This window comes from Pseudomonas sp. A34-9, from assembly GCF_029543085.1.
In the GTDB taxonomy this organism is placed as follows: Bacteria; Pseudomonadota; Gammaproteobacteria; order Pseudomonadales; family Pseudomonadaceae; genus Aquipseudomonas.
In genome coordinates this window covers 4,390,373-4,411,582 of the sequence record NZ_CP119967.1, presented here as the reverse complement: position 1 = coordinate 4,411,582, position 21,210 = coordinate 4,390,373, and the positions used below count along the sequence as shown (strand labels likewise).

Annotated in this window: 21 protein-coding genes and 1 pseudogene; 14 read left to right on the top strand and 8 right to left on the bottom strand. The window is 58.6% G+C overall.

Annotated features, from left to right (window positions below; all coding sequences use genetic code 11):
• Together lolD and P3G59_RS19600 are read left to right on the top strand one after the other, a co-directional pair.
• Positions 1-684, top strand: a complete 684-nt coding sequence (gene lolD / locus P3G59_RS19605) for a lipoprotein-releasing ABC transporter ATP-binding protein LolD (protein ID WP_277758612.1) — start codon at positions 1-3, stop codon at positions 682-684.
• Positions 685-747: 63 nt separating this feature from the next.
• Positions 748-1,992: a lipoprotein-releasing ABC transporter permease subunit gene (locus P3G59_RS19600; protein WP_141127466.1), complete on the top strand. Its 1,245-nt coding sequence runs from the start codon at positions 748-750 to the stop codon at positions 1,990-1,992.
• A gap of 117 nt (positions 1,993-2,109) precedes the next feature.
• On the opposite strand, the gene P3G59_RS19595 is transcribed toward P3G59_RS19600, so the two are convergent.
• Positions 2,110-3,456 (bottom strand): heavy metal sensor histidine kinase, encoded by a 1,347-nt coding sequence (locus P3G59_RS19595; protein WP_277758611.1) that lies wholly within the window; start codon positions 3,454-3,456, stop codon positions 2,110-2,112.
• Positions 3,456-4,136, bottom strand: coding sequence for a heavy metal response regulator transcription factor (locus P3G59_RS19590; RefSeq protein ID WP_277758610.1), 681 nt, complete (start codon positions 4,134-4,136; stop codon positions 3,456-3,458). The genes P3G59_RS19595 and P3G59_RS19590 overlap by 1 nt, the downstream gene beginning before the upstream one ends.
• 164 nt (positions 4,137-4,300) lie before the next feature.
• Here P3G59_RS19590 and P3G59_RS19585 point away from each other — a divergent pair, with 164 nt between their 5' ends.
• The gene (locus P3G59_RS19585; protein ID WP_277758609.1) at positions 4,301-4,834 is read left to right on the top strand and encodes a cupredoxin family protein; all 534 of its coding nucleotides are present in this window, start codon (positions 4,301-4,303) and stop codon (positions 4,832-4,834) included.
• Between the two features lie 61 nt (positions 4,835-4,895).
• On the top strand, positions 4,896-5,726 hold the full coding sequence (gene queF / locus P3G59_RS19580) for an NADPH-dependent 7-cyano-7-deazaguanine reductase QueF (RefSeq protein ID WP_277758608.1): 831 nt from the start codon (positions 4,896-4,898) through the stop codon (positions 5,724-5,726).
• A gap of 26 nt (positions 5,727-5,752) precedes the next feature.
• Here the strand turns inward: queF and P3G59_RS19575 are convergent.
• The 3 genes and pseudogenes from P3G59_RS19575 to P3G59_RS19565 form a co-directional block, all read right to left on the bottom strand.
• Positions 5,753-5,860 (bottom strand): annotated as a pseudogene (locus tag P3G59_RS19575) (metal ABC transporter ATP-binding protein); the annotation flags it as partial.
• A gap of 54 nt (positions 5,861-5,914) precedes the next feature.
• Positions 5,915-6,178: a DUF4404 family protein gene (locus tag P3G59_RS19570; protein WP_083368391.1), complete on the bottom strand. Its 264-nt coding sequence runs from the start codon at positions 6,176-6,178 to the stop codon at positions 5,915-5,917.
• 108 nt (positions 6,179-6,286) lie between these two features.
• On the bottom strand, positions 6,287-6,907 hold the full coding sequence (locus P3G59_RS19565) for an HAD family phosphatase (protein WP_277758607.1): 621 nt from the start codon (positions 6,905-6,907) through the stop codon (positions 6,287-6,289).
• 199 nt (positions 6,908-7,106) lie between these two features.
• Here P3G59_RS19565 and P3G59_RS19560 point away from each other — a divergent pair, with 199 nt between their 5' ends.
• Entirely contained in the window at positions 7,107-7,796 is a 690-nt protein-coding gene (locus P3G59_RS19560) for a VacJ family lipoprotein (RefSeq protein ID WP_277758606.1), read from the top strand.
• 52 nt (positions 7,797-7,848) lie between these two features.
• Here the strand turns inward: P3G59_RS19560 and P3G59_RS19555 are convergent, their stop codons facing one another.
• Positions 7,849-8,148 carry a PilZ domain-containing protein gene (locus P3G59_RS19555; protein WP_277758605.1) on the bottom strand — a complete coding sequence of 100 codons (300 nt, stop codon included), beginning with the start codon at positions 8,146-8,148 and terminating at the stop codon, positions 7,849-7,851.
• 275 nt (positions 8,149-8,423) lie between these two features.
• Between P3G59_RS19555 and rssB the strand changes: the two genes are divergently transcribed.
• Positions 8,424-9,605 carry a two-component system response regulator RssB gene (gene rssB / locus P3G59_RS19550; RefSeq protein WP_064392805.1) on the top strand — a complete coding sequence of 394 codons (1,182 nt, stop codon included), beginning with the start codon at positions 8,424-8,426 and terminating at the stop codon, positions 9,603-9,605.
• A complete protein-coding gene (gene rssC, locus P3G59_RS19545; protein ID WP_003226553.1) occupies positions 9,605-10,087 on the top strand; it encodes an anti-sigma factor antagonist RssC in 483 nt (160 codons plus the stop codon). The genes rssB and rssC overlap by 1 nt, the downstream gene beginning before the upstream one ends.
• A gap of 215 nt (positions 10,088-10,302) precedes the next feature.
• On the opposite strand, the gene tal is transcribed toward rssC, so the two are convergent.
• Together tal and P3G59_RS19535 are read right to left on the bottom strand one after the other, a co-directional pair.
• Positions 10,303-11,229 carry a transaldolase gene (gene tal, locus P3G59_RS19540; RefSeq protein ID WP_016986723.1) on the bottom strand — a complete coding sequence of 309 codons (927 nt, stop codon included), beginning with the start codon at positions 11,227-11,229 and terminating at the stop codon, positions 10,303-10,305.
• Positions 11,230-11,431: 202 nt separating this feature from the next.
• Positions 11,432-12,385, bottom strand: a complete 954-nt coding sequence (locus P3G59_RS19535; protein ID WP_277758604.1) for a cellulase family glycosylhydrolase — start codon at positions 12,383-12,385, stop codon at positions 11,432-11,434.
• A 294-nt stretch (positions 12,386-12,679) separates the two neighbouring features.
• Between P3G59_RS19535 and P3G59_RS19530 the strand changes: the two genes are divergently transcribed.
• Genes P3G59_RS19530 through P3G59_RS19500 form a run of 7 tightly spaced genes read left to right on the top strand, consistent with a single transcriptional unit; the run spans position 12,680 to position 21,021 of the window.
• Positions 12,680-13,120 carry a low molecular weight protein-tyrosine-phosphatase gene (locus P3G59_RS19530; RefSeq protein ID WP_277758603.1) on the top strand — a complete coding sequence of 147 codons (441 nt, stop codon included), beginning with the start codon at positions 12,680-12,682 and terminating at the stop codon, positions 13,118-13,120.
• A 39-nt stretch (positions 13,121-13,159) separates the two neighbouring features.
• Positions 13,160-15,388 carry a polysaccharide biosynthesis tyrosine autokinase gene (locus P3G59_RS19525; RefSeq protein WP_277758602.1) on the top strand — a complete coding sequence of 743 codons (2,229 nt, stop codon included), beginning with the start codon at positions 13,160-13,162 and terminating at the stop codon, positions 15,386-15,388.
• A 40-nt stretch (positions 15,389-15,428) separates the two neighbouring features.
• Positions 15,429-16,511 (top strand): glycosyltransferase family 4 protein, encoded by a 1,083-nt coding sequence (locus P3G59_RS19520; RefSeq protein ID WP_277758601.1) that lies wholly within the window; start codon positions 15,429-15,431, stop codon positions 16,509-16,511.
• 15 nt (positions 16,512-16,526) lie between these two features.
• Positions 16,527-17,639 carry a polysaccharide pyruvyl transferase family protein gene (locus P3G59_RS19515; RefSeq protein ID WP_277758600.1) on the top strand — a complete coding sequence of 371 codons (1,113 nt, stop codon included), beginning with the start codon at positions 16,527-16,529 and terminating at the stop codon, positions 17,637-17,639.
• Complete coding sequence (locus P3G59_RS19510) at positions 17,636-18,868, top strand: polysaccharide biosynthesis C-terminal domain-containing protein (protein WP_277758599.1); 1,233 nt, start codon at positions 17,636-17,638, stop codon at positions 18,866-18,868. Before P3G59_RS19515 ends, P3G59_RS19510 begins: the two co-directional genes overlap by 4 nt.
• A complete protein-coding gene (locus P3G59_RS19505; protein WP_160058802.1) occupies positions 18,859-19,962 on the top strand; it encodes a hypothetical protein in 1,104 nt (367 codons plus the stop codon). The genes P3G59_RS19510 and P3G59_RS19505 overlap by 10 nt, the downstream gene beginning before the upstream one ends.
• A gap of 12 nt (positions 19,963-19,974) precedes the next feature.
• Positions 19,975-21,021 (top strand): acyltransferase, encoded by a 1,047-nt coding sequence (locus P3G59_RS19500; protein ID WP_277758598.1) that lies wholly within the window; start codon positions 19,975-19,977, stop codon positions 21,019-21,021.
• Positions 21,022-21,210 lie beyond the last annotated feature (189 nt).

Here is a 21,210-nt window from a genome sequence, read left to right as displayed (position 1 = left end):
ATGAGTGAACAAGCAATCTTGAGCTGCCGTAACCTGGGCAAATCCTACGAGGAAGGCCCGGAATCGGTAGAGGTATTGGCCGGCCTGCAACTGGAGCTGCACCCGGGCGAGCGTGTCGCGATCGTCGGCACCTCGGGGTCGGGCAAAAGTACGTTGCTCAACCTGCTCGGCGGCCTCGATACGCCGACCAAGGGCAGCGTCTGGCTCGACGGCGAAGAGCTGTCGGCGCTGAGCGAGAAGAAGCGTGGCCTGCTGCGTAACCGTGCGCTCGGTTTCGTTTACCAGTTTCACCACTTGCTGCCGGAATTCACTGCGCTGGAAAACGTCTGCATGCCGCTGCTGATCGGCAAGACGCCGATCCCGGAAGCCCGTCAGCGCGCCACGGCATTGCTGGAGCGCGTCGGCCTCGGTCATCGTCTGGAACACAAACCGGCGGAACTGTCCGGTGGTGAACGTCAGCGCGTGGCCATCGCCCGTGCGCTGGTGAACAAGCCAGGCCTGGTGATGCTCGACGAACCAACCGGCAACCTCGACTCTCACACCGCCCAGGGCATTCAGGATTTGATGCTGGAACTCAGCACCTCGATGCGCACCGCGTTTCTGGTAGTGACCCACGACATGAACCTGGCCCGCCAGATGGATCGCGTACTGCACCTGAAAGAAGGTTGCCTCACGCCCATCTGATTGGCTGAAACCCGGCGTCTGCGAAGACGTCGGGTCTTTTATTTTTATACGGTGCCCCAGCGAATGTTCAGACCGTTATCGATCTTTATCGGCACGCGCTATACCCGCGCCAAGCGCCGCAATCGCTTTGTTTCGTTCATTTCGATGACCTCGATGATCGGCCTCGCCCTCGGCGTACTGGCAATGATCGTGGTGTTGTCGGTGATGAACGGCTTCCAGCGCGAAATGAGTTCGCGCATCCTCGGCATGGTGCCGCACGCAACCATCGTCGGCGTAAAGCCGATTGATGACTGGCAGCCTGTCGCCGCCGCTGCGATGAAAAACCCGGAAGTAACCGCCGCCGTGCCGTTCACCGAGATGGAAGGCATGCTCTCTTATAAAGGGTTGATGCAGCCGATCCAGATCAGCGGCGTCGATCCGGCCCAGGAAGGCAAGGTGTCGATCGTTGCCCAGCACATTGTGCAGGGCCGTCTCGATGCCTTGAAACCGGGCGAGTTCGGTGTAGTGATCGGTGAAATCACCGCGCGACGATTTCGCCTCAATGTCGGCGACAAAATCACCCTGATCGTCCCGGAAGTCAGCACTGCGCCGGGCGGCATCACCCCGCGCATGCAGCGCCTGAACGTGGTCGGCGTGTTCAAGGTCGGTGCCGAGCTGGACGGCTCCATGGGCCTGATCCACGTCGCCGATGCCGCGACCATGCAGCACTGGGAGCCGAATCAGGTGCAGAGCGTGCGTCTGGCGGTCAAAGACTTATACGCCGCGCCGAAAGTCTCCTCGGACATCGCTGCCGGTTTGGGCGCGGACTTCAAGGCTGACGACTGGACCCACACCCAGGGCAGCCTGTTCAGCGCAATGAAAATGGAAAAAACCATGATCGGCCTGCTGTTGCTGATGATCGTCGCGGTGGCGGCCTTCAACATCATCGCGACGTTGATCATGGTGGTGAATGACAAGGGCGCGGATATCGCGATCTTGCGCACCATCGGCGCTACGCCACGGCAGATCATGGCGATCTTCATGGTGCAGGGCACGGTGATCGGCATTGTCGGCACATTGATTGGCGGTGTGCTCGGTGTGATCGCGGCGCTGAATGTCAGCGAGCTGGTCGGCTGGGTCGAGCGCGTGAGCGGGCAGCATATTTTCAGCTCGGATGTGTATTTCGTCAGCAATCTGCCGTCGGAATTGCAGGGTGGGGATGTGCTGTTGATCTGCTCTGCGGGCTTTATTCTGAGCTTTCTGGCGACGGTGTATCCGGCCTGGCGGGCGGCGAAGATCGAGCCCGCGCACGCACTGAGATATTCGTAAGCGACGGCATGCTCGTTCCCACGCTCTGCGTGGGAATGCCTCAACGGACGCTCCGCGTTCGGCTCTAAGGGGCGCGGAGCGTCCCGGGCTGCGTTCCCACGCAGAGCGTGGGAACGATCAGGTTCGGGGCAACTCAATCACAAACCGCGTCCAACCCGCTTCAGATTCGCAATGAATCTGCCCGCCATGGGCCTGGACAATCGATTGCGTAATCGCCAACCCCAACCCCGCATGCTCACTGCTGCCTTCATGGCGCGCAGGATCGGCCCGATAGAATCGGTCGAACAACCGTGGCAACAACTCTGCAGAAATACCTTCGCCACTGTTCTCGACTGAAATACGCGCAGCATTCGGTTGATCAACGATCCGCAAGCTCACATAGCCCTCAGCGGGGGTAAAGCGCAACGCGTTATCCAGCAAATTCGACAAGGCCCGGCGCAACATGCTGCGGTCACCTTCGATTCGCGCACTGCCTTCACGGCTCAGCGTCACCCCGGCGTCCTCGGCCAGTGGCGTAAAAAAGTCCAGCAACGCATCCGCCTCATCCGCCAAATCCAGCGGTTCACGCCTGGGCATCAGCAAACCGTGGTCAGCCTTGGCCAGATACAACATGTCGTTGACCAGTTGCGCCATCCATTGCAGCTCTTCGAGGTTGCTGTGCAGCGCTTCGCGGTAGTCCTCGATCGGCCGGGGGCGGGTAAGGGTGACCTGAGTGTGGGTCAGCAGGTTCGACAGCGGTGTGCGCAGTTCATGGGCGATGTCGGCGGAAAACGCCGAGAGCCGCTGAAACGAGTCGTCGAGGCGTGCGAGCATGGCGTTGAAGCTGTGGGCCATTTCCGCAAGCTCGGGCGGCATTTGTGCTTCCGGCAGTCGGGCATTCAGCGATTGAGCGGAAATCCCACGAGCGACAGCACTCATGCGCCGCAATGGCCGCAAGCCGCTGCGTGCAGCCCAGGCGCCGAGCAGCGCCGTCGCCAGCGCTGACAACCCAACCGTCAGCCAGATCAGATGTTGCATGCGTTGCAGGAAGTGTTGGTGATGGGTGATGTCCAGCAACAAGGACAGTTGCGGTGAATCGGCTTTCTCCGGGTAGAGCGGGGCGTTAAGCACACGGTAATCCGTGCCGTCGTTGCTGATCGTCGACAGGCCGGGTGGCTGTGGTAAATCCTTGGGGATTTGCGTCGAACTGTCGTACCAGCGCTGGCCATCGCTGCCCGTGATGCGCAGCGACAGATCGGCCTGGCGGCTCAGTTCATCCGCCAGCCGTGCTTCACGTTGACCGGGTTGAAGATCCTGCAAGGCGCGGCGCAGGCCGATCAGTTTGCCGTCCAGTTGCTGCTGGTCGAGTTCGATAAAGTGCGCTTCGCTGGCGCGGTTGAACAACACCCCGGCGAACAGCGAAACCACGGCGGTGCAAGCGGCAAACAACAAGGCCAGGCGCGAGCTCAATGACAGCCGACGCATCAGGCGAAACGCTCTTCGAGCACGTAACCCATGCCGCGCACGGTGTGGATCAGTTTGTTGGGGAATTCGTCATCGATTTTCAGACGCAAACGGCGGATCGCTACTTCAATGACATTGGTGTCGCTGTCGAAATTCATGTCCCAGACCTGTGAGGCGATCAGCGACTTTGGCAGCACCTCGCCTTGGCGACGCAGGAGCATTTCCAATAGCGCAAATTCCTTGGCCGTCAGGTCGATACGCTGGCCGCCGCGTTCGACGCGGCGACGAATCAGATCCAGGCGCAAATCGGCCAGTTGCAGGCTGGTTTCCTGCGGCGTAGCGCTGCCGCGACGTAACAGGCTACGCACCCGCGCCAGCAGCTCGGAGAAGGCGAAGGGTTTGACCAGATAATCGTCAGCGCCCAGTTCGAGGCCATGAACCCTGTCCTCTACGGCATCTTTGGCCGTGAGAAAAAGTACCGGCGTATCCAGCCCGGCGCTGCGCACCGCTTGCAGGATCTGCCAGCCACTGCGCCCGGGCAGCATCACGTCGAGAATCAACAACGCGTAATCACCGCTCAATGCCAGTTGCTGACCGCTGTTGCCGTCGGCCACCAGTTCCGTGTTGAACCCGGCCTCGGTCAGGCCCTGGCGCAAGTATTGGCCGGTTTTTGCTTGGTCTTCGACGATCAACAGTTTCATGGGCGACTCGGGTTTGTTCGGGGTGTAGAAACGAAAGCTTTATACCTTGAGAGCACGCGACAAGCGCCAACCTGACAAAGTTGTAATCTGCCTGTCAGCTAGATGCCAGCGCAGGCCGGCTAAAGTTTCCCACAGGCTGAACCTTATCTTGTTGGAGAACGACCATGTTTTTACGCCAATCCCTGACGTTGGCCGCCTGTCTGCTGGCGCTGAGTTCGCCAGTGTGGGCCGCGCCGACACACACTTACGACTTCGGCCAGCCAGCGCCTGCCGCCAAGGCCACGCGCAGCATCGAAGTGGTGATGGGTGATATGTCCTTTGATCCGAAGGCCATTCAGATCAAGGCCGGTGAGACCGTTCGTTTTGTGCTGGTGAATAAAGGCCAGCTGTTGCATGAATTCAACCTCGGTGACGCAGCGATGCATGCCAAGCACCAGCAGGAAATGTTGCAGATGCAGCAAAGCGGCATGCTTACGCCTACCGGCATGAAGGAAATGTCCCACGATATGGCCGGCATGGATCACGCGGCGATGGGCCATGGCATGCAGCATGATGACCCGAACAGCGTGCTGGTCGAACCGGGCAAAACCGCTGAGCTGACCTGGACCTTCAGCAAAGCCACCAGCCTGGAGTTTGCCTGCAATATTCCCGGGCATTATCAGGCCGGCATGGTCGGCAAACTGACTGTCAGTCAGTAAGCACTCAAAGGCGCGGGCAAAGGCTGGTAGAATCCGCTGATTCTTCAGTCAGGTTTCCGCCATGCATCCCGCAGCCGAACACTCGCCGCTGGGCAAATCCAGCGAATACATCGCCACGTACACGCCGTCCCTGCTGTTCCCGATTCCGCGCACTGCGAAATGGGCCGAGCTGGGCCTGACCGCCGAAACCCTGCCGTATAAAGGTGTGGATTTCTGGAATTGCTTCGAGCTGTCGTGGCTGTTGCCATCCGGCAAGCCAGTGGTGGCGATCGGCGAGTTCAGCATCCCGGCGGATTCACCGAATATCATCGAATCGAAGTCGTTCAAGTTGTACCTCAACTCGTTGAACCAGACGGCGTTTGCCGACATCGCGACGCTTGAAGCGACGCTGGTCAAGGATTTGTCGGCCGCCGCCGGCAAACCGGTGGGTGTGCGGGTTCGCAGCCTGAAGGACGTTGAGGCGGAAGGTGTCGTGGCTTTGCCGGGCGTTTGCATTGATGATCTGGATATCAGTGTCAGCAACTATGAGCATCCACGCCCGGAACTGCTGCGTTGCGATGATTCGCGGATCGTCGAAGAGACGGTGCACAGCCATCTGCTCAAATCCAACTGCCCGGTGACCAGTCAGCCGGACTGGGGCACAGTGGTGGTGGAATATCGTGGCTCGGCGCTGGATCATGCGAGTTTGCTGGAATACATCGTCAGCTTCCGTCAGCACTCGGACTTCCATGAGCAGTGTGTGGAGCGGATTTTTCTTGATCTGCAGCGCCTTCTGAAACCTGAGAAGCTGACCGTATTTGCACGTTACGTGCGTCGCGGCGGTCTGGACATCAACCCGTATCGCAGCACCGAAAGCGTACAGCTGCCGAATCACCGCCTCGTGCGTCAATAAAGACCCGGAATGTGCGATATCCAATGTGGGAGCGAGCCTGCTCGCGAATGCGGTGTGTCATTCAGCGATGATGTCGACTGACACGACGCCCTCGCGAGCAGGCTCGCTCCCACAGGAGACGGTGTTTCAAGCAGTAGAAATGAAAAAGCCCTGCCAGTGATGGCAGGGCTTTTTCGTAGGGCGGGGAATCAGATCCCCATGCTCCCCAGCGCATTGACGATGTTGCGCAGGGTGCCGGCGATGGCCGGGTGTTCAAGTTCGAAGCGATCAACCGCCAGATTGACGCCGTCGGCGATGCTGGCGTCTTGCGTGGCACTTTCCAGTTTGATTTCGGATTCAATCTGCGCCATCAGCGCATGCAAATCCTCACGCTCGGCTTCCGACAGTGGCGGATTCTGCTCCAGCTGCTCGCGCAGGGTATCGAGCTGTTTTTGCAGTTCTTGGGCGGGCATGGTGTTTTCCTTTTATCAATAGGCACTGGCATTGACCGCAGCCGCGCGCCAAAGGTCTATGGCTGACCTTTAGATTAATCCACTCCCGGCAAACCTGCATGATCCCGGTCAGGGCTTTTCGCCTTTGAGACGGCGCAGGCTGATGTCGGCCAGGCAGGTGTCGAGTTCGCCCAAATGATCGATGACCGAATGCACGCCGAGGCCGAATAACTGCATCGTCGCCTTGCCACGCAGTTGTTCGCGCTCTTTCTGGCTCAGCGCTTGCCATTCGCCCGGTGCCAGGCCGCACAGCGAGCCGCAGGAGGCGAGACCGATCGTCCACAACCCAGCGTTAAGGCCCGCTTGCAGCAAGCGCGGCTCACCGCTGACCAATACGCAACCGTCCAGACTGCTGACGTTCAGGTCCATCAGGGCCTGCCAGCAAGCGTTCGGCGCAGGCCATGGATTGATTGTTGCCGAATGTTGCGCAGGTTTGATCCACGTCGGCAGGGAGGCCGACAAGGACCGGGCGAGGGCGGGGGGCAGTTCATCTAGCCAGACACAGGGAATCTGCTGGCGCTGCAAACTGTGCAAACTGTCGAATGCGCCCGGCGTAGCTTCAGCGTATTCAGGCAGGGCGATGGCTTGTTGGCGGGCGCGGGCACCGAAATCCACCAGGCAACCGCTGAGTCCAAACAGTAAAGCGGTCAGTCTGGGCGCGGCGACGGGCAAGGTTTCGGCGTGTGTCATGGCAACGTCCCTGAAATAACGATCAGGCTAGGGCGTATCAGTGACAGTTGGATGACAGCAGTGTGAAGGGCGACGCCGGGAAGCGTCCTACGGACTGCTGCATTGCGCACACTGTCCAAACGGGCTTTTGCGCTTATACTAGCGACCTGAATAGCCGGGCCCCGAGGTCCGCGACAGTACCATTCCAAGGAGTTTTTCTATGCGCTGGAGCAATTCGCTCGCTCAGCTAAGTGTATGTGCCAGCCTGTTGCTGGCTCCGTTCGCCACTCAGGCCGCAACGGAAGAAGACCCTTGGGAAAGCGTCAACCGTCCAATCTTCCAGTTCAACGACTTCGTCGACACCTACGCGCTGAAGCCTCTGGCGCAGGGCTATGAGTTTGTCACGCCGCAGTTCCTCGAAGACGGCATCCATAACATGTTCCGCAACGTCGGTGACGTCACCAACCTTGCCAACAACATCCTGCAGGCCAAACCGGCGGCCGCTGGCGTCGACACGGCGCGCCTGATCTTCAACACCACTTTCGGTCTGCTCGGCTTCTTCGACGTCGGCACCAAAATGGGCCTGAACCGCAGCGATGAAGACTTCGGTCAGACTCTCGGTTACTGGGGCGTGGGCAGCGGTCCGTATGTGATGCTGCCGCTGTTGGGCCCAAGCACACTGCGTGATGCACCGTCGAAATACGTCGACAGCTACACTGGCATGTACCACTACATCAACGATGTGCCGGTGCGTAACTCGATCTTCGGTCTGAACATCGTCGACACCCGCGCCAGCCTGCTGTCGAGCGAGAAGCTGATCAGCGGTGACAAGTACACCTTCATCCGCAACGCTTACTTGCAGAACCGCGAGTTCAAGGTGAAGGACGGCCAGGTCGAAGACGATTTTTAATCTCGACCGGTAAAAAGAAAGGCGACCTCAGGGTCGCCTTTTTTGTGTGCAGCTATTTCATCTTCAGGATGGTCAGGCCCAGTCGCTGACTCTGGCTATCCTGTGCCTTGACCCAGACCACCTCGGTTTCCGCTTCAAGGCCGCTGAGCGCGGCGTGGTCGGAGTCGATACGCACGCTCAAACGGTCGCCAACCGTAAACTGGCGGGGCGCCTCGACCTGCATGCCACTGCTGGAGAGGTCGATGCACACCGCTGAAATTTGATCGCCTTCATGAATCAACACGACATCGGCATCGACCCGCATGCGGATAAAATCGCGCTTTTCGCTGTAGTCCCGACCGGTTTGACTCATAGGTTCGTCCTTCCATTGGGTTACGGTTTGAGCTGTTCTTATAACTCTCGGTGATTTGACAAGTAAAGTCGTCAAGCGACCATCGGCGCATGCTTGAAACGCTCTGCGGATGGGAGTACCGTCTGCGCCTTAGAAGGGCACCTCTGGTGTCACCGCGTTTGGAGCCAATGCTCGAAAGCGGTGCAGCAGAGAGGCTAGAAAGCGAATCCAGTAGTCTGCGCAGGGCCAAATGCCTCGCCAGCTACGCCAACCTAATTCTGGCGCCGTTTGCCCACATGCCAAAAACCAGTGCCACGCTGCTGATAATCGATGATGACGAAGTAGTGCGCGCGAGCCTCGCGGCCTATTTGGAAGACAGTGGTTTCAGCGTCCTGCAGGCCAGCAACGGCCAACAGGGTCTTCAGGTATTCGAGCAAGACACGCCCGACTTGGTCATCTGCGATCTGCGCATGCCGCAGATGGGCGGTCTCGAATTGATCCGTCAGGTCACCGAGCTGTCACCGCAAACGCCGGTGATCGTGGTCTCGGGTGCCGGCGTGATGAACGACGCGGTCGAGGCCCTGCGCCTGGGAGCGGCGGACTACCTGATCAAGCCTCTCGAAGATCTGGCTGTGCTCGAGCACTCTGTGCGCCGGGCCCTGGATCGCGCGCGTCTGCTGCTGGAAAACCAGCGTTACCGCGAAAAGCTGGAAAAGGCCAACCGCGAGCTCGAGGCCAGCCTGAACCTGCTCCAGGAAGACCAGAACGCCGGTCGCCAGGTGCAGATGAACATGCTGCCGGAAAGCCCGTGGAGCATTGACGAGTTCAAGTTTGCTCATCAGATCATCCCGTCGTTGTACCTGTCGGGTGATTTTGTCGACTATTTCCGTGTCGACGAGCGCCGGGTCGCGTTTTACCTGGCCGATGTCTCCGGTCATGGCGCCTCTTCAGCGTTTGTCACCGTACTGCTGAAGTTCATGACCACGCGCTTGCTGTTCGAATCCAAGCGCAACGGCACCTTGCCGGAATTCAAGCCTTCGGAAGTCCTTGGTCATATCAACCGGGGGCTGATCAGTTGTAAGCTGGGTAAACACGTCACAATGGTCGGTGGAGTCATCGACGAGGAGACCGGTTTGTTGACCTATAGCATCGGCGGCCATCTGCCGTTGCCAGTGTTGTACACGCCTGACAGTGTTCGTTATCTCGAAGGGCGTGGTTTGCCGGTGGGCCTCTTCAATGAAGCCACCTACGAAGATCACGTGCTTGAGCTGCCGCCGACGTTCAGCCTGACGCTGATGTCCGATGGCATTCTGGATCTTTTGCCAGAACCTACGCTCAAAGAAAAAGAAGCCGCTTTGCCTCAACGGGTGAAGTCGGCGGGCGGCAGCCTGGATGGTCTGCGGCAAGTGTTTGGATTGGCCACGCTAGGGGAGATGCCGGATGATATCGCCCTGTTGGTGTTGAGCAGGAATCTTTAATGAGTACCGGTAGAATCCAGTTCGCCGAGCAGGACGGCACCTTCGTCCTGAAGTTCGTCGGTGAAGTTCGCCTGACCCTGTGTTCGGCGTTGGATGCGACTATTGAGAAAATCTTCACCGCGCTGAATTTCAACGCGATCGTGATCGATTTGACCGAAACCCGCAGCATCGACAGTACGACGTTGGGCCTGCTGGCCAAACTGTCGATCCTGTCGCGGCAGAAGGTCGGCCTGTTGCCGACCGTCGTCACCACCCACGAAGACATCACCCGTCTGCTGCAATCGATGGGTTTTGAGCAGGTGTTCAATATCGTCAACCACCCGGTGCCATGCCCGGAGTGCCTGGACGACCTGCCGGATCAGGACCAGTCGGAAGAAGTGGTGCGGATCAAGGTGCTCGAAGCGCACAAGATTCTCATGGGCCTCAACGACTCCAATCGTGAAGCGTTCCATGACCTGGTCAATGCCCTTGAGCGGCATTGATGGTTTGAGATGAGGGCAGGGCCGGCTGGCCCTATCGCGAGTAGGCTCACTCCGACAGGGTTCTTCATTCGACACATCATCGCGATCAGACCACAGATCCCTGTAGGAGTGAGCCTGCTCGCGATAGCTCTCGCAAGAACACTGGAATTATTCAGCACCCACAAAAAAGGGCGAACCCGCCAAGGTTCGCCCTTTTTGCATTTCACCAACTCAAATCACAGCTTGGCCTGCAACAGCGCCTCAAGCTTCTCCTGGTCGCGAGCAAACTGACGAATGCCCTCAGCCAGTTTCTCGGTGGCCATCGCGTCTTCGTTCGACAACCAGCGGAACTGCGCTTCGTTGAGGCTCAGACGGGCTTCACCGGCGTTGCCCGGGGCCAGTTTACGCTCCAGCTTGCCGGTGTCGGCCGCCAGTTTGTCGATCAGGTCCGGGCTGATGGTCAGACGGTCGCAGCCTGCCAGTTGCTCGATCTGGTTGAGGTTGCGGAAGCTCGCGCCCATGACCACGGTCTTGTAGTCATTGGCCTTGTAGTAGTTGTAGATGCGCGTGACCGACTGTACGCCCGGATCATCGGCGCCGGTGTAGTCGTTGCCGTTGGCTTTCTTGTACCAGTCGTAAATGCGGCCCACGAATGGCGAAATCAGGAACACACCCGCGTCAGCGCACGCGGCGGCCTGAGCGAAGGAGAACAGCAGGGTCAGGTTGGTCTGGATGCCTTCCTTTTCCAGCACTTCGGCGGCGCGGATGCCTTCCCAGGTCGAGGCGATCTTGATCAGTACGCGATCACGGCCAATGCCGGCCTTGTCGTACAGCTCGATCAGGCGATGTGCGCGTTTGAGCACGGCATCTTTATCAAACGACAGGCGCGCATCCACTTCGGTGGAAATACGCCCAGGGATGACTTTGAGAATTTCCTGGCCGACCGCGACGCCGAAACGGTCGCTGGCCAGGCCGACATCGCCCTTGCAGTCGCTGACGCAGGCGTTCAGCAGTTCGGCGTAGGCCGGAATGGCCGCCGCTTTGAGCAGCAGGGACGGGTTGGTGGTGGCGTCGACCGGTTTGACTCGGGCGATCGCTTCGAAGTCGCCGGTGTCGGCAACGACGGTGGTGAATTGTTTGAGTTGTTCCAGCTTGGAAGTCATGTGTGTGCTCTGTCCTGTGGGTTTGACGACATTACCCGAGCGCTGACAGCCACTCAAGGGCGCGTACGTGTATCGACGGCCCCTGTGGCAACAACCTGAAAACGATTGTTTGAAAGGTAGGGCACGGTATCGATGAATACGATGCCAAAACGGCCAACAGGTTCAAAGCAACCGACCTGCGTACAGATCGGTTGTGCACGCACTACTGGGCGTTCAACAGCGCTTCGACCGACATGCGTGCCGGTTTCGGTTGGCCGTCAGAGGTCAGCAGGCCGAAGTTCTTCTCGCGTTCATTGCTGCCGGTATCGCTGTTTTTCCATTCGTAGATGGAGGTCAGCGGGATGTTGAGTTTTTTAACATCGCCGATAAACGCGTTGATCTTGCTCGCTTGCCCTTCAGGCCCGCCATTGGACGCGAGTGCCGAGATCCCCCATTCACTGATGACTCCCGGCAGATGGAAGTTCTGCTGGATGAAGTTTTGTGCGTTGCTGATCTGCGTGGCGGTCATGCCATAGGGGTGATAGGACACCGCGCTGAGGCATTTCGGGTATTCGCTGACGATACGATTAAGCGCCACGGTTGAGGCCGAGCCCGCGCTGGGTGGCCGGGCGAAGCCGAAGCCGATCACCGGGGTCGAGGGCGGTTGCCCTTGCAGGGTCTTGCACACGGCGCTCATGAACGGCACAAACGTGGTGTCGAACTTGCCCGTCGGCCAATAGGTTTCCAGGTCAGGCTCGTTCCATAACTCAATCGCGACCATTTGCGAGGCGTACGACTGTTCCAGCCCGGTCACGGCTTTGGCGAAGCCTTCACCGGCGCTGGCCAGTTCCGCGTTTGAAGTGGCGGGCAACGGCTTGATCGCGCGGACCGTCAACAGCACCTGCAGCCCTGCAGACTTGGCTGCCGCAAAAGCGTCGCTGACTTGTTGCTGATAAGCCTTGGCCGTCAGGCTTTCGCTCCACACGCCGAAGCGGACAAAACCGAAGCCTGCCGTTTTGATCTGCGCGGCATCGGCTGCCGTGAAGTTCTGGATCTTTACCTGAACGCCAATGTTCTTGGCTGGAAGGTTAGGGAACAGTTCGCTGGCGTGAACCTGAGTTGCACCCAGCGCCATCAGCGCCAGCGCGCCAAGTCGTTTGAGATGTGTTGATTTCATGTCTGCTCTCCCGAAGAGAAGTGACAACTTCGAATGTTTTATCTCGTTACTCAATTTTCGAGTGAGGTGATGGCACTTAGTGCACGAATGTTATTTTTTGTCGGAAATCAATCAGCCGAAAATCACAGTTATTTTTAGTCCGCTAATTGTGGTTGGGGCGCTTTTAAACGCTGTGGTACTTAATACTTCGGTACTAACAGGGCGAATCTATTTCTGAGTGCAGGAAGATCTTGAGGGTTCATTCAATGGCTCTCGAGATGTTGGCCGTTTGACATTACACAGGAAAGTAAAACCTTGTTCAGAAAGATCCTTGTCGTTTGCGTGGGCAATATATGCCGTAGTCCGACGGCAGAACTGATGCTGCGTAACGCGCTGGCCCCTTCAGCGATCACCGTCTCCTCCGCAGGCCTGTCGGCGCGGGTTGGCGAGGGTGTCGAAACTTCCGCGCGCCAGGTGCTGGAAGACCATGGGCATAGCACCGACGGCTTCATGGCGCGGCAACTGACGGCAGACATCGTCAATGAATCAGACCTGATTCTGGTCATGGAAAAACAGCATGTTAATCAAGTACTGAAGATTGCCTCTCACGCCAGAGGCAAAGTTTTTCTGCTCGGCAAGTGGCAGAGCGAGCGCGAAATACACGACCCGTATCGTCAAGGCAAGGCCGCTTTTATTCATGCCCATGCATTGATTGAAGATGCTGTCAGCTCATGGGCGCAACGCCTCGCGCGTTGATGAATATTCTTCAGATCAATGAATGGTAAGAACAGACTTATGCAGTTACCGTCCGTCATCGGCACCCGCGACAATGATCAAGACAGTATTGATCTTCTCGGCATATTCGGCAGTTTGATCGACCAGAAATGGTTGATCGGTGCGCTAACCGGCGCCTTTATGGTCACCGGTGTGGCCTATGCAGTGTTGGCCACGCCCGTGTACCTGGCGAATGCGCTGGTGCAGGTCGAGCCGAAAAAGAACGACATGCTTGGTTTCTCCGACCTCAACAGCATGCTCGGCGGGCAATCGCCGTCGGTGACCGAAATCGGCATCATCAAATCCCGCGCGGTGATCGGTAAAACCGTCGACGACCTGCGCCTGGACATCGATGTCACCCCCAACACCTTCCCGATGATTGGCGGCTTTCTCGCCCGGCGTTATCGCGGCGAGACCGAGACCAGTGTCGCCGCCCCGCGTTTCGGTTTGAACAGCTACGCCTGGGGCGGTGAGCGCCTGGAGTTTGCCCGGCTCAATCTGCCCAAAGAGTTGTTGGGCAAGAAACTCACCCTGATTGCTGGCGAGCAGAAGCGCTTCCAGTTGCTCGATGACAACGACAATCTGCTGGTCGAAGGCACCGCCGGTGAAGCGTTCGCGCAAGACGGCGTCGAAGGGCAGCTCACCCAGTTGCTGGCCAACCCCGGCACCCGTTTCGAAGTGGTACGCAACCCTCGGATCGTGACCATTCAGGGTTATCAGGACGCGCTGGATATCTCTGAGCAAGGCAAGGAGTCGGGGATTATCCGTCTGGCGCTGGCCAGCTCAGACGCCGCTGAAGCGGTGAAGATTCTCAACAAGATTGCCGCCCTGTACGTGGATCAGAACGTGCGCCGTACCTCGGCAGAAGCGGCGCAGAGCCTGGCCTTTCTGCAAAGCCAGTTGCCGCAGGTCAAACGCGATCTGGCCAAGGCCAGCGATGCATTGAACGCCTACCAGACCCATGGCAAGACCGTGAACATCTCGCTGGAAACCCAGTCGGTGCTCGGTCAGTCGGTGGCGCTGGAAACGCGGATTTCCGAGCTGAAAATGCAGCAGGCGGAGATGGACCGCAAGTTCACCAAACAGCACCCGGCCTATCGCGCACTGATGAGCCAGATCGGCGAGTTGACCCAGCAACAGAAGTCGCTGGAAGGCAAGGTCGGTGATCTGCCCGCGACCCAACAGGAATTGCTCAACCTGACCCGCGATGTCGAAGTGGCGTCGCAGATCTACACGCAATTGCTGAACAAATCCCAAGAGCTGGACATCGTTCGCGCCGGTGCCGTGGGTAACGTACGTTTGGTCGATGCGGCGGATGTCGACCTGACCAGCCCGGTCAAACCGAAAAAAGCCCTGATCGTTATCATCGCCACATTCCTCGGTGCCTTCGTTGGTGTGGCGCTGGTGCTGCTGCGTAAATCCCTGAGCCGTGGCCTGGAAGGCCCGGAAGCCATCGAGCAACTCGGCCTGCCGGTGTACGCGTCGATTCCCTACAGCGCCTTGCAGCAGGAAGAGGACAACAAAAAAGGTCGTGCCCGCGATGGCGTCGATAAACCGGCTTACCTGCTGGCGCTGCGTAACCCGACCGATCTGTCGATCGAGTCGATCCGCAGCCTGCGCACCTGCCTGCACTTCGCCGGGCTCGATTCGACCAATAACCGCATCATGATTTCCGGGCCGAGCCCGCAAGTCGGCAAGACCTTCGTCTCGTCCAACCTCGCAGCGGTGATGGCGCTGAGCGGCCAGCGTGTGGTGCTGATCGATGCCGACATGCGCAAAGGGCACCTGCACAAAACCCTCAACACACCGATCACTAACGGTTTGTCCGACCTGCTGGTCAAGCGTTGCAGCATCGATCAGGCGATCAACAAAGTCGAAGTCGACAACCTGCATTTCATCAGCCGCGGTCAGGTGCCGCCCAATCCGTCCGAGCTGCTGATGCACGCCAACTTCCGCGAGTTGCTCGCCGAGCTGAGCGAGCGTTACGACCTGGTGATCATCGATACGCCGCCGCTGCTGGCGGTGACCGATGCGGCCATCGTTGGCCGTGAAGCCGGGATCAGCCTGATCGTCACGCGCTTCGGGGTGAACCCGGCCAAGGAGATCGAGTTGACCATCCGCCGCTTCGCGCAGAACGGCATCGAGTTGAAAGGCGCGGTGTTCAACGGCGTCGAGAAGCGCGCCGCCAGCTACTACGGCAACGGCGGTTACGGCTATTACAACTACGAATACGCGTCCGACAAATCCTGACTGTCAGCGACTGTTTTTTCCTCTTTGAAGTGGGTGATTTGTGAAAAAAATACTGCACGTGGCAGAGACGATCAAAGGTGGCGTCGCGACGGTGATCCGTACGATTTCGGCCTCGCCCGAAGGTGATGCGGCGAACTACGAGCTGGTTTATCTGGTGCCGGATGATCAGGCCAAAGAGTTGCACGGCATCGGCGCGCAGCAGATCCGCACCTTCGCCCGCACCGGGCGCAATGTGCCGTCGTTGCTGCGTTTCGCCTGGCGCCTGACTCAGGTGATGCTCAAGGAAAAACCCGACGTGGTGCATTTGCACAGTACCTTTTCCGGAGTGATCGGCCGCTGCGTGTGTGTGCTGCTGCGACCGTGGCGCAAGCCGAAAATCGTCTACTGCCCGCACGCGTTTTCGTTCCTGATGGAAAGCTCGCCGACCAAGCAGAAAGTCTATGCGTGGATCGAGCGGGTGCTGCAAAAAGTCACCGACGTGATCATTTGCGTCAGCCAGTACGAGCTCGACAAAGCCGCGCGCTTCGGCATCGAGCGCAAGCGCATGAAGCTGATCTACAACGGCATTCACCGCCGGGATGACGCGCCGAAAGCGGCGAGTCCCGAGCCGATTCATCTGCTCTTCGTTGGCCGTCTCGATTACCAGAAAGGCTTCGACGTGTTGCTCAAGGCCTTCGCCAAAGTGCAGCGCAACGACCTGAAACTGACCGTTGTCGGCAGTGCGGTGAACGAGGATACGGTGGAGTGCCCACCGATGGACGCCGTTGAATATTTGCCATGGGTCACGCCGAGCGAGGTGCAGGCGCTGTACCAGAAAGCCGATGCGCTGATTGTGCCAAGCCGCTGGGAAGGTTTCGCCATGGTGCCGCTGGAAGGCATGGCCATGGGCTTGCCGGTGATCGCCAGCAACTGCACGTCGCTGCCTGAACTGGTCACCAATGAAGTGTCCGGCTATGTCTTCCCGTCCGGTGATCACCAGGCATTGGCCGATGTGCTGACGATCATCCAGAAGCCACGCCTGCTCGACCTCGGCAACGAAGGACGGAGCATCGTCCGCGAGCGTTTCAGTGCCGCGTTGATGATTCGCCAGACCTACGACCTGTATCGCGCTCCCACTTTTTAAGTAGAACTCAAGCATATGAACGTAACGATTTTGCATGGCTACAGTGCGTCCAACTCCGGTGACGGCTTGCTCGTCGATCTGGCCATTGCCCTGGTGCAGCGCAACTTTGGCGAAGACACCGCGATCAGCGTGGTGGCTTCCGATCCGGATTCTTTCAGCTACTTGCCGCACCCGCGTTTCGACGCACCGGTGATGGCGGCCAAGGGTTTGGGCCGGGTCAAGCAAGCGGTGTTCCTCAATCAGTCCTACGCGGGGCTGGCGGATCTGTTGAAGAAAACCGATCTGATTGTCGGTGTCGGCGGCGGCTACATGCGCTCGAAAAGCGCCTTCGAACACATCAAGCTGAAACTCGGCCACGCCAAGCAACTGGAAACCGCGATCCTCAGCAAAGTGCCGTCGGTGTACCTGCCGCAAAGCATCGGCCCGTTCCACGGCGAGAGCAGCAAGATCGTCGAGCATTACGCCAGCGCTGACGCAGTGTTCGTGCGCGACAATCGTTCTTCGGCGATTTTCGACGCCTGTGCAAACGTCTACCGCGCGCCGGATCTGGCGGTGCAGTCGTTGGCGAGCAAAATTCTCCAGCAAGCGAAGTTCACCCGTTGCGCATCTTCGCCGGCCACGGTCTGCGTGGTACTGCGCAAGCCGCCGGAGTGGAGCAAAGAGAAGAAAGTCGCTTACGTGGCCAACCTGAAGTTGCTGCTGCAGCGCCTGAAGAACAAAAGCAAAGTGGTCTGTGCGGTACAGAGCGCTGTGCGTGGCAACGACGACGGCGCGTTCTATCGCGAACTGGGCATCACCGAAGATTTGTTGTCGTTGAAGGCGACGATTGCCAAATATCAACCGGACCTGGTGATTTCCGTACGCTTGCACGGCGCCATCGAATCGCTGCTCTCGGGGGTGCCGGCGTACCACATCAGCTATGAGCGCAAAGGCTTTGGCGCCTATCAGGACATGGGCGTCGAGGACTGGGTGATCAACGGCGGCGACATCAATGTCGACACCATCATCGACACGGTTTACGCGCCAAATGCGCTGTCGAATTTCGGCAAGCGCCTGACGGATACCTGCCGTGAAATCGAAGCAAAAACCGTGGCCATGGACGACATCATCAAGGGTGTCATTCGATGATATTTCGGCTGCTGCTTCGCGGCGGAGCGTTAGGCGCGAAGTTTTTGCTGGTGTTGGCGATCACCCATTACCTCGGTTATGAGGCGCTGGGCTTTTACGGCGTGGTGGTCGCGGCATCGTTGATCGCCTCCAAGTTCTACAGCGTCGGCTTCAGTTCCGAAATCAATCGACTGATCAGCGTCGGCGGCAGTTCGCGCCGCGTGGTCGACAAAGTCCTGCTGCTGTATCTGGCGGTGGGGCTGTTGCTGTCGGTCGCGACGGTGCTGATTTATTCGCTGTTCCAGGCGGTTGAGGCGACCACGGCACTGATCCTTTGCGTGACCCTGGTGCTGCTCACCGAACACCTGTCGTTCGAGATCAATTCGTTCGTGTTTTCCGCGCAGAAAGCCACGGCGGGCGCATTGCTGTTCTTCATCAAGACCGGTCTGTGGGCGGTGTTGGCGGTGGGCGGGATGATGCTTGACTGGGTCTCGGGAATCGCCAGTGTATTGTGGCTGTGGGTGGCCGCCAACGTGCTGGTGATCATCGCCGGTTACTTGATCGTGGTGAACGTGCACAAGGGCCGGGTCGCCGGCACCTTGGCCACGGCCACGGTGTGGAAGGCCGGGTTGCCGTTTTACCTCGGCACCGGGTTGATCGCGCTGAGTCAGTACGCCGAGCGTTTCTTGATCATTGACCTGGAGCCCTACGCCAGTCTCGGTAAGTACGTCTACGCGTGGTCGGCGGCGAACACCTTGCAGGCGTTGTCGTACGCGGTGGTCGCGGTGGTCGGGATTCCGGTGCTGGCCAAGCGTTTTCAGGCGGATCAGCAGGCGTTCACGGTCAAGCAGTTGTTCGTCAACAAGTGGGTCATGCGTTCGCTTGTCGTGTCGGCGGCGGTGGCGGTGGCGATTTATCTGTTCTTCAACGTGGTGCTCGATTACGTCGCCACCAGTGTGCCGCGTCCAGACAACGCAATCCTTGCTGTGCTGATTTTTTCCTTCGCTTTGCGCGCGATTGGCGACATTGTCTGGGGCGGTCTGATTGCTTCGAAAAACAGTCGCGTATCACTCGCCAGTGCCGCGATCTGCCTGTTGGTTTCGGTGCCGGTCAGTTGGCTGCTGATCAAGCACTATTCGATCTACGGCGCGGCGTGGGGCAACGTCTTCGCGATCATCGTGCAACTGCTGGTGATTGCAGTGCTGACCCGCGCAACGGCCGGGAAAAAGGCCGCATTGTCATGGGCCTGAAACTGCCGTGCATCGAGTTTCGCGGCAAGCGGCTCGATTCCTCGATCTCGTTTCTGATCCTCTTTACCGGGCTGTTTTTGTCGGTGGCGATGCCGCTGTTGATCCCGCGTGATCCGGGGCCGGATGCGATGACCTTGTGGTCGTCCTACGCGCGGGCCGACAACTGCAACTTCTGGAACCCGTTCTCGCCGGATCGCTCGTCCTACGAGTGTTCCGCGTTCCTGCTGCGGCCCACCGGGATCAACCTGACCAATGCCTGGGCCTACGGCATGTTCTGCAATTTTTTCCTCACGGCGATTCCGGTGGTGGTGTTCCGGCGCATGCCATTGGCGATCTTCGGCACCCTGTGTCTGTGGGGCATCGTGCGCTCGTTCTTCCTGGAGAACCTGACCAAGGAAATCATCGTGTCGGTGGCGGTGTTGAGCATTTTGCTCAGCTCGCTGACGCGCAAATACCGCGGCGGGTTTTTCCTCTCGGCGGTGATCTATGGCGTGCTGATCCGGCCCTACTGGATTCTGTTTTCGCTGTCGTGGGTCGGCGTCTGCGTGATGAAAAAGTACGTGTCGCGCACGACGTTCTTCCTGATGTTGTTCCTGTTCTACCTCGCGGTGGCGATGTCGATTCAGCTTGCCCTGGGCTTCCCGGTGTCGTCGATTCGCGCCAGCAACAACGAGTTGCGCACGGCGGGCGAGGAGGGTTCGAAGTCGTTGATCGTGTCGTGGCTGACGGGCAGCGACTTTGTTTCGCAGGCGCTGGACTCGATGATCATCTTCTTCCGGCTGTCGTTCCCGGTGGAGCTGATTCTGCTCTCGGGGCCGGGGCAGGTGATCTTCGTCGCCTTGATGATCATGACTGCATTACTGCTGTTCAAAGTCATCACCTCGACCGATTACAAGGGCGCGCCGATCCAGACCAAACCCAAGGAACTGATCGCGATCCCGCTGGCGTTTCTGCTGGTGCAAGGCCTGTTCGAGCCGGACTTCGGCTCCTTCGCCCGGCACTTTTCGATGGTGGTGCCGGTGTTGTTCGTCGGCCTGGGCTTGATGCTGCGGGCGAACAAACCGGTGCAGGTTGAATCACGAATTCTGAATTGAGGCAGGTGCTTTATGTCGAGCAAGAAAAAGTCCCTGGAGATCGAAACCCTGCGTGGCCTGGCGTGCCTGTTGCTGGTGCTCTATCACGTTATCGGGCCGTTGGGCGGCGGGTTGAAAATCGACCTCGGCTCGCCGTTCCGGGTGATCGCCGACTCGATGGTGTATGTGCGCATGCCGCTGTTCACCTTTATTTCCGGGTACATCTATTCGATCTACAAAATCCGTGGCAATGACTTTTCTGCATTCTTCAGCGGCAAGGTGCGCCGCTTGATCGTGCCGCTGTTTTGCGTCGGTGTGCCGTTCTCGGTGCTGCAAGCGGTGGGGCCGGGGGTGAACAAGGACGTCGGGGTGATCGACGCGTTGTTGTCGTTCTGGGTACCGGTGAACCACTTCTGGTTCTTGCAGGCGGTGTTCATCATTTTCATGTTCGTCGGGTTGCTGGAGTGGCGCGGGATGCTGCGTTCGGCGACGCGCTTGTATGGGCTGTTCGCGTTTGCGGCGCTGTTGTTTTTGCTGCCGCCGTTCAAGTTCGATGCGTTCGGGATCAACGGCGCGATTTATCTGTTGCCGTTTTTTGTCGCCGGGATGATTGGCCAGGAGAACGTCGATGCGTTGAAACAGCGCTTCAAGGTGATCGGGCCGTTGGTGTTTGTGTTGATTTCGCTGACGTTGCTGTACGTCGCGGCGATTGATCGTGAGTTGATTGTCGACCGTCGCAGCCTGATCGGTTTGACCGTGGGTTGTGTGTCCTGCATCGCGTTGCTGTCCAGTGATATGCGTTCCAGAGCGCTGACCTGGCTCGGTGGCTATTCCTATGCGATCTTCCTGTTCCATGTGCTGTTCGCCGCGACGTCGCGGTTTGTGCTGGGGCGGTTGGGGGTGAAGGATGAGAGCTTGCTGGTGTTGGGTGGGCTGAGCTTTGGCTTGCTTGGGCCGGTGGTGTTGTCGATGATTTTCAGTCGGTTCAATTTCACTTCCGTGCTGTTCCTTGGCGAACGTGCGGCGAAGAAGAAACCTTTGGCGCCCATCACTCCGGTGGTGCAAACCCAAAGCAGCTAAGCGCTTCGCGAGCAGGTCGAATCGTCGCACCGTCGCTCTCACATGTCGTACACAAGCCCCCTGTAGGAGCTGCGGCACGCTGCGATCTTTTGATCTTGTTTTTTAAAGCGCAGGATCAAAAGATCGCAGCCTCGTTTCACTCGACAGCTCCTACAAGATATCTCTGCAAATCACACAATCCCTGTGGGA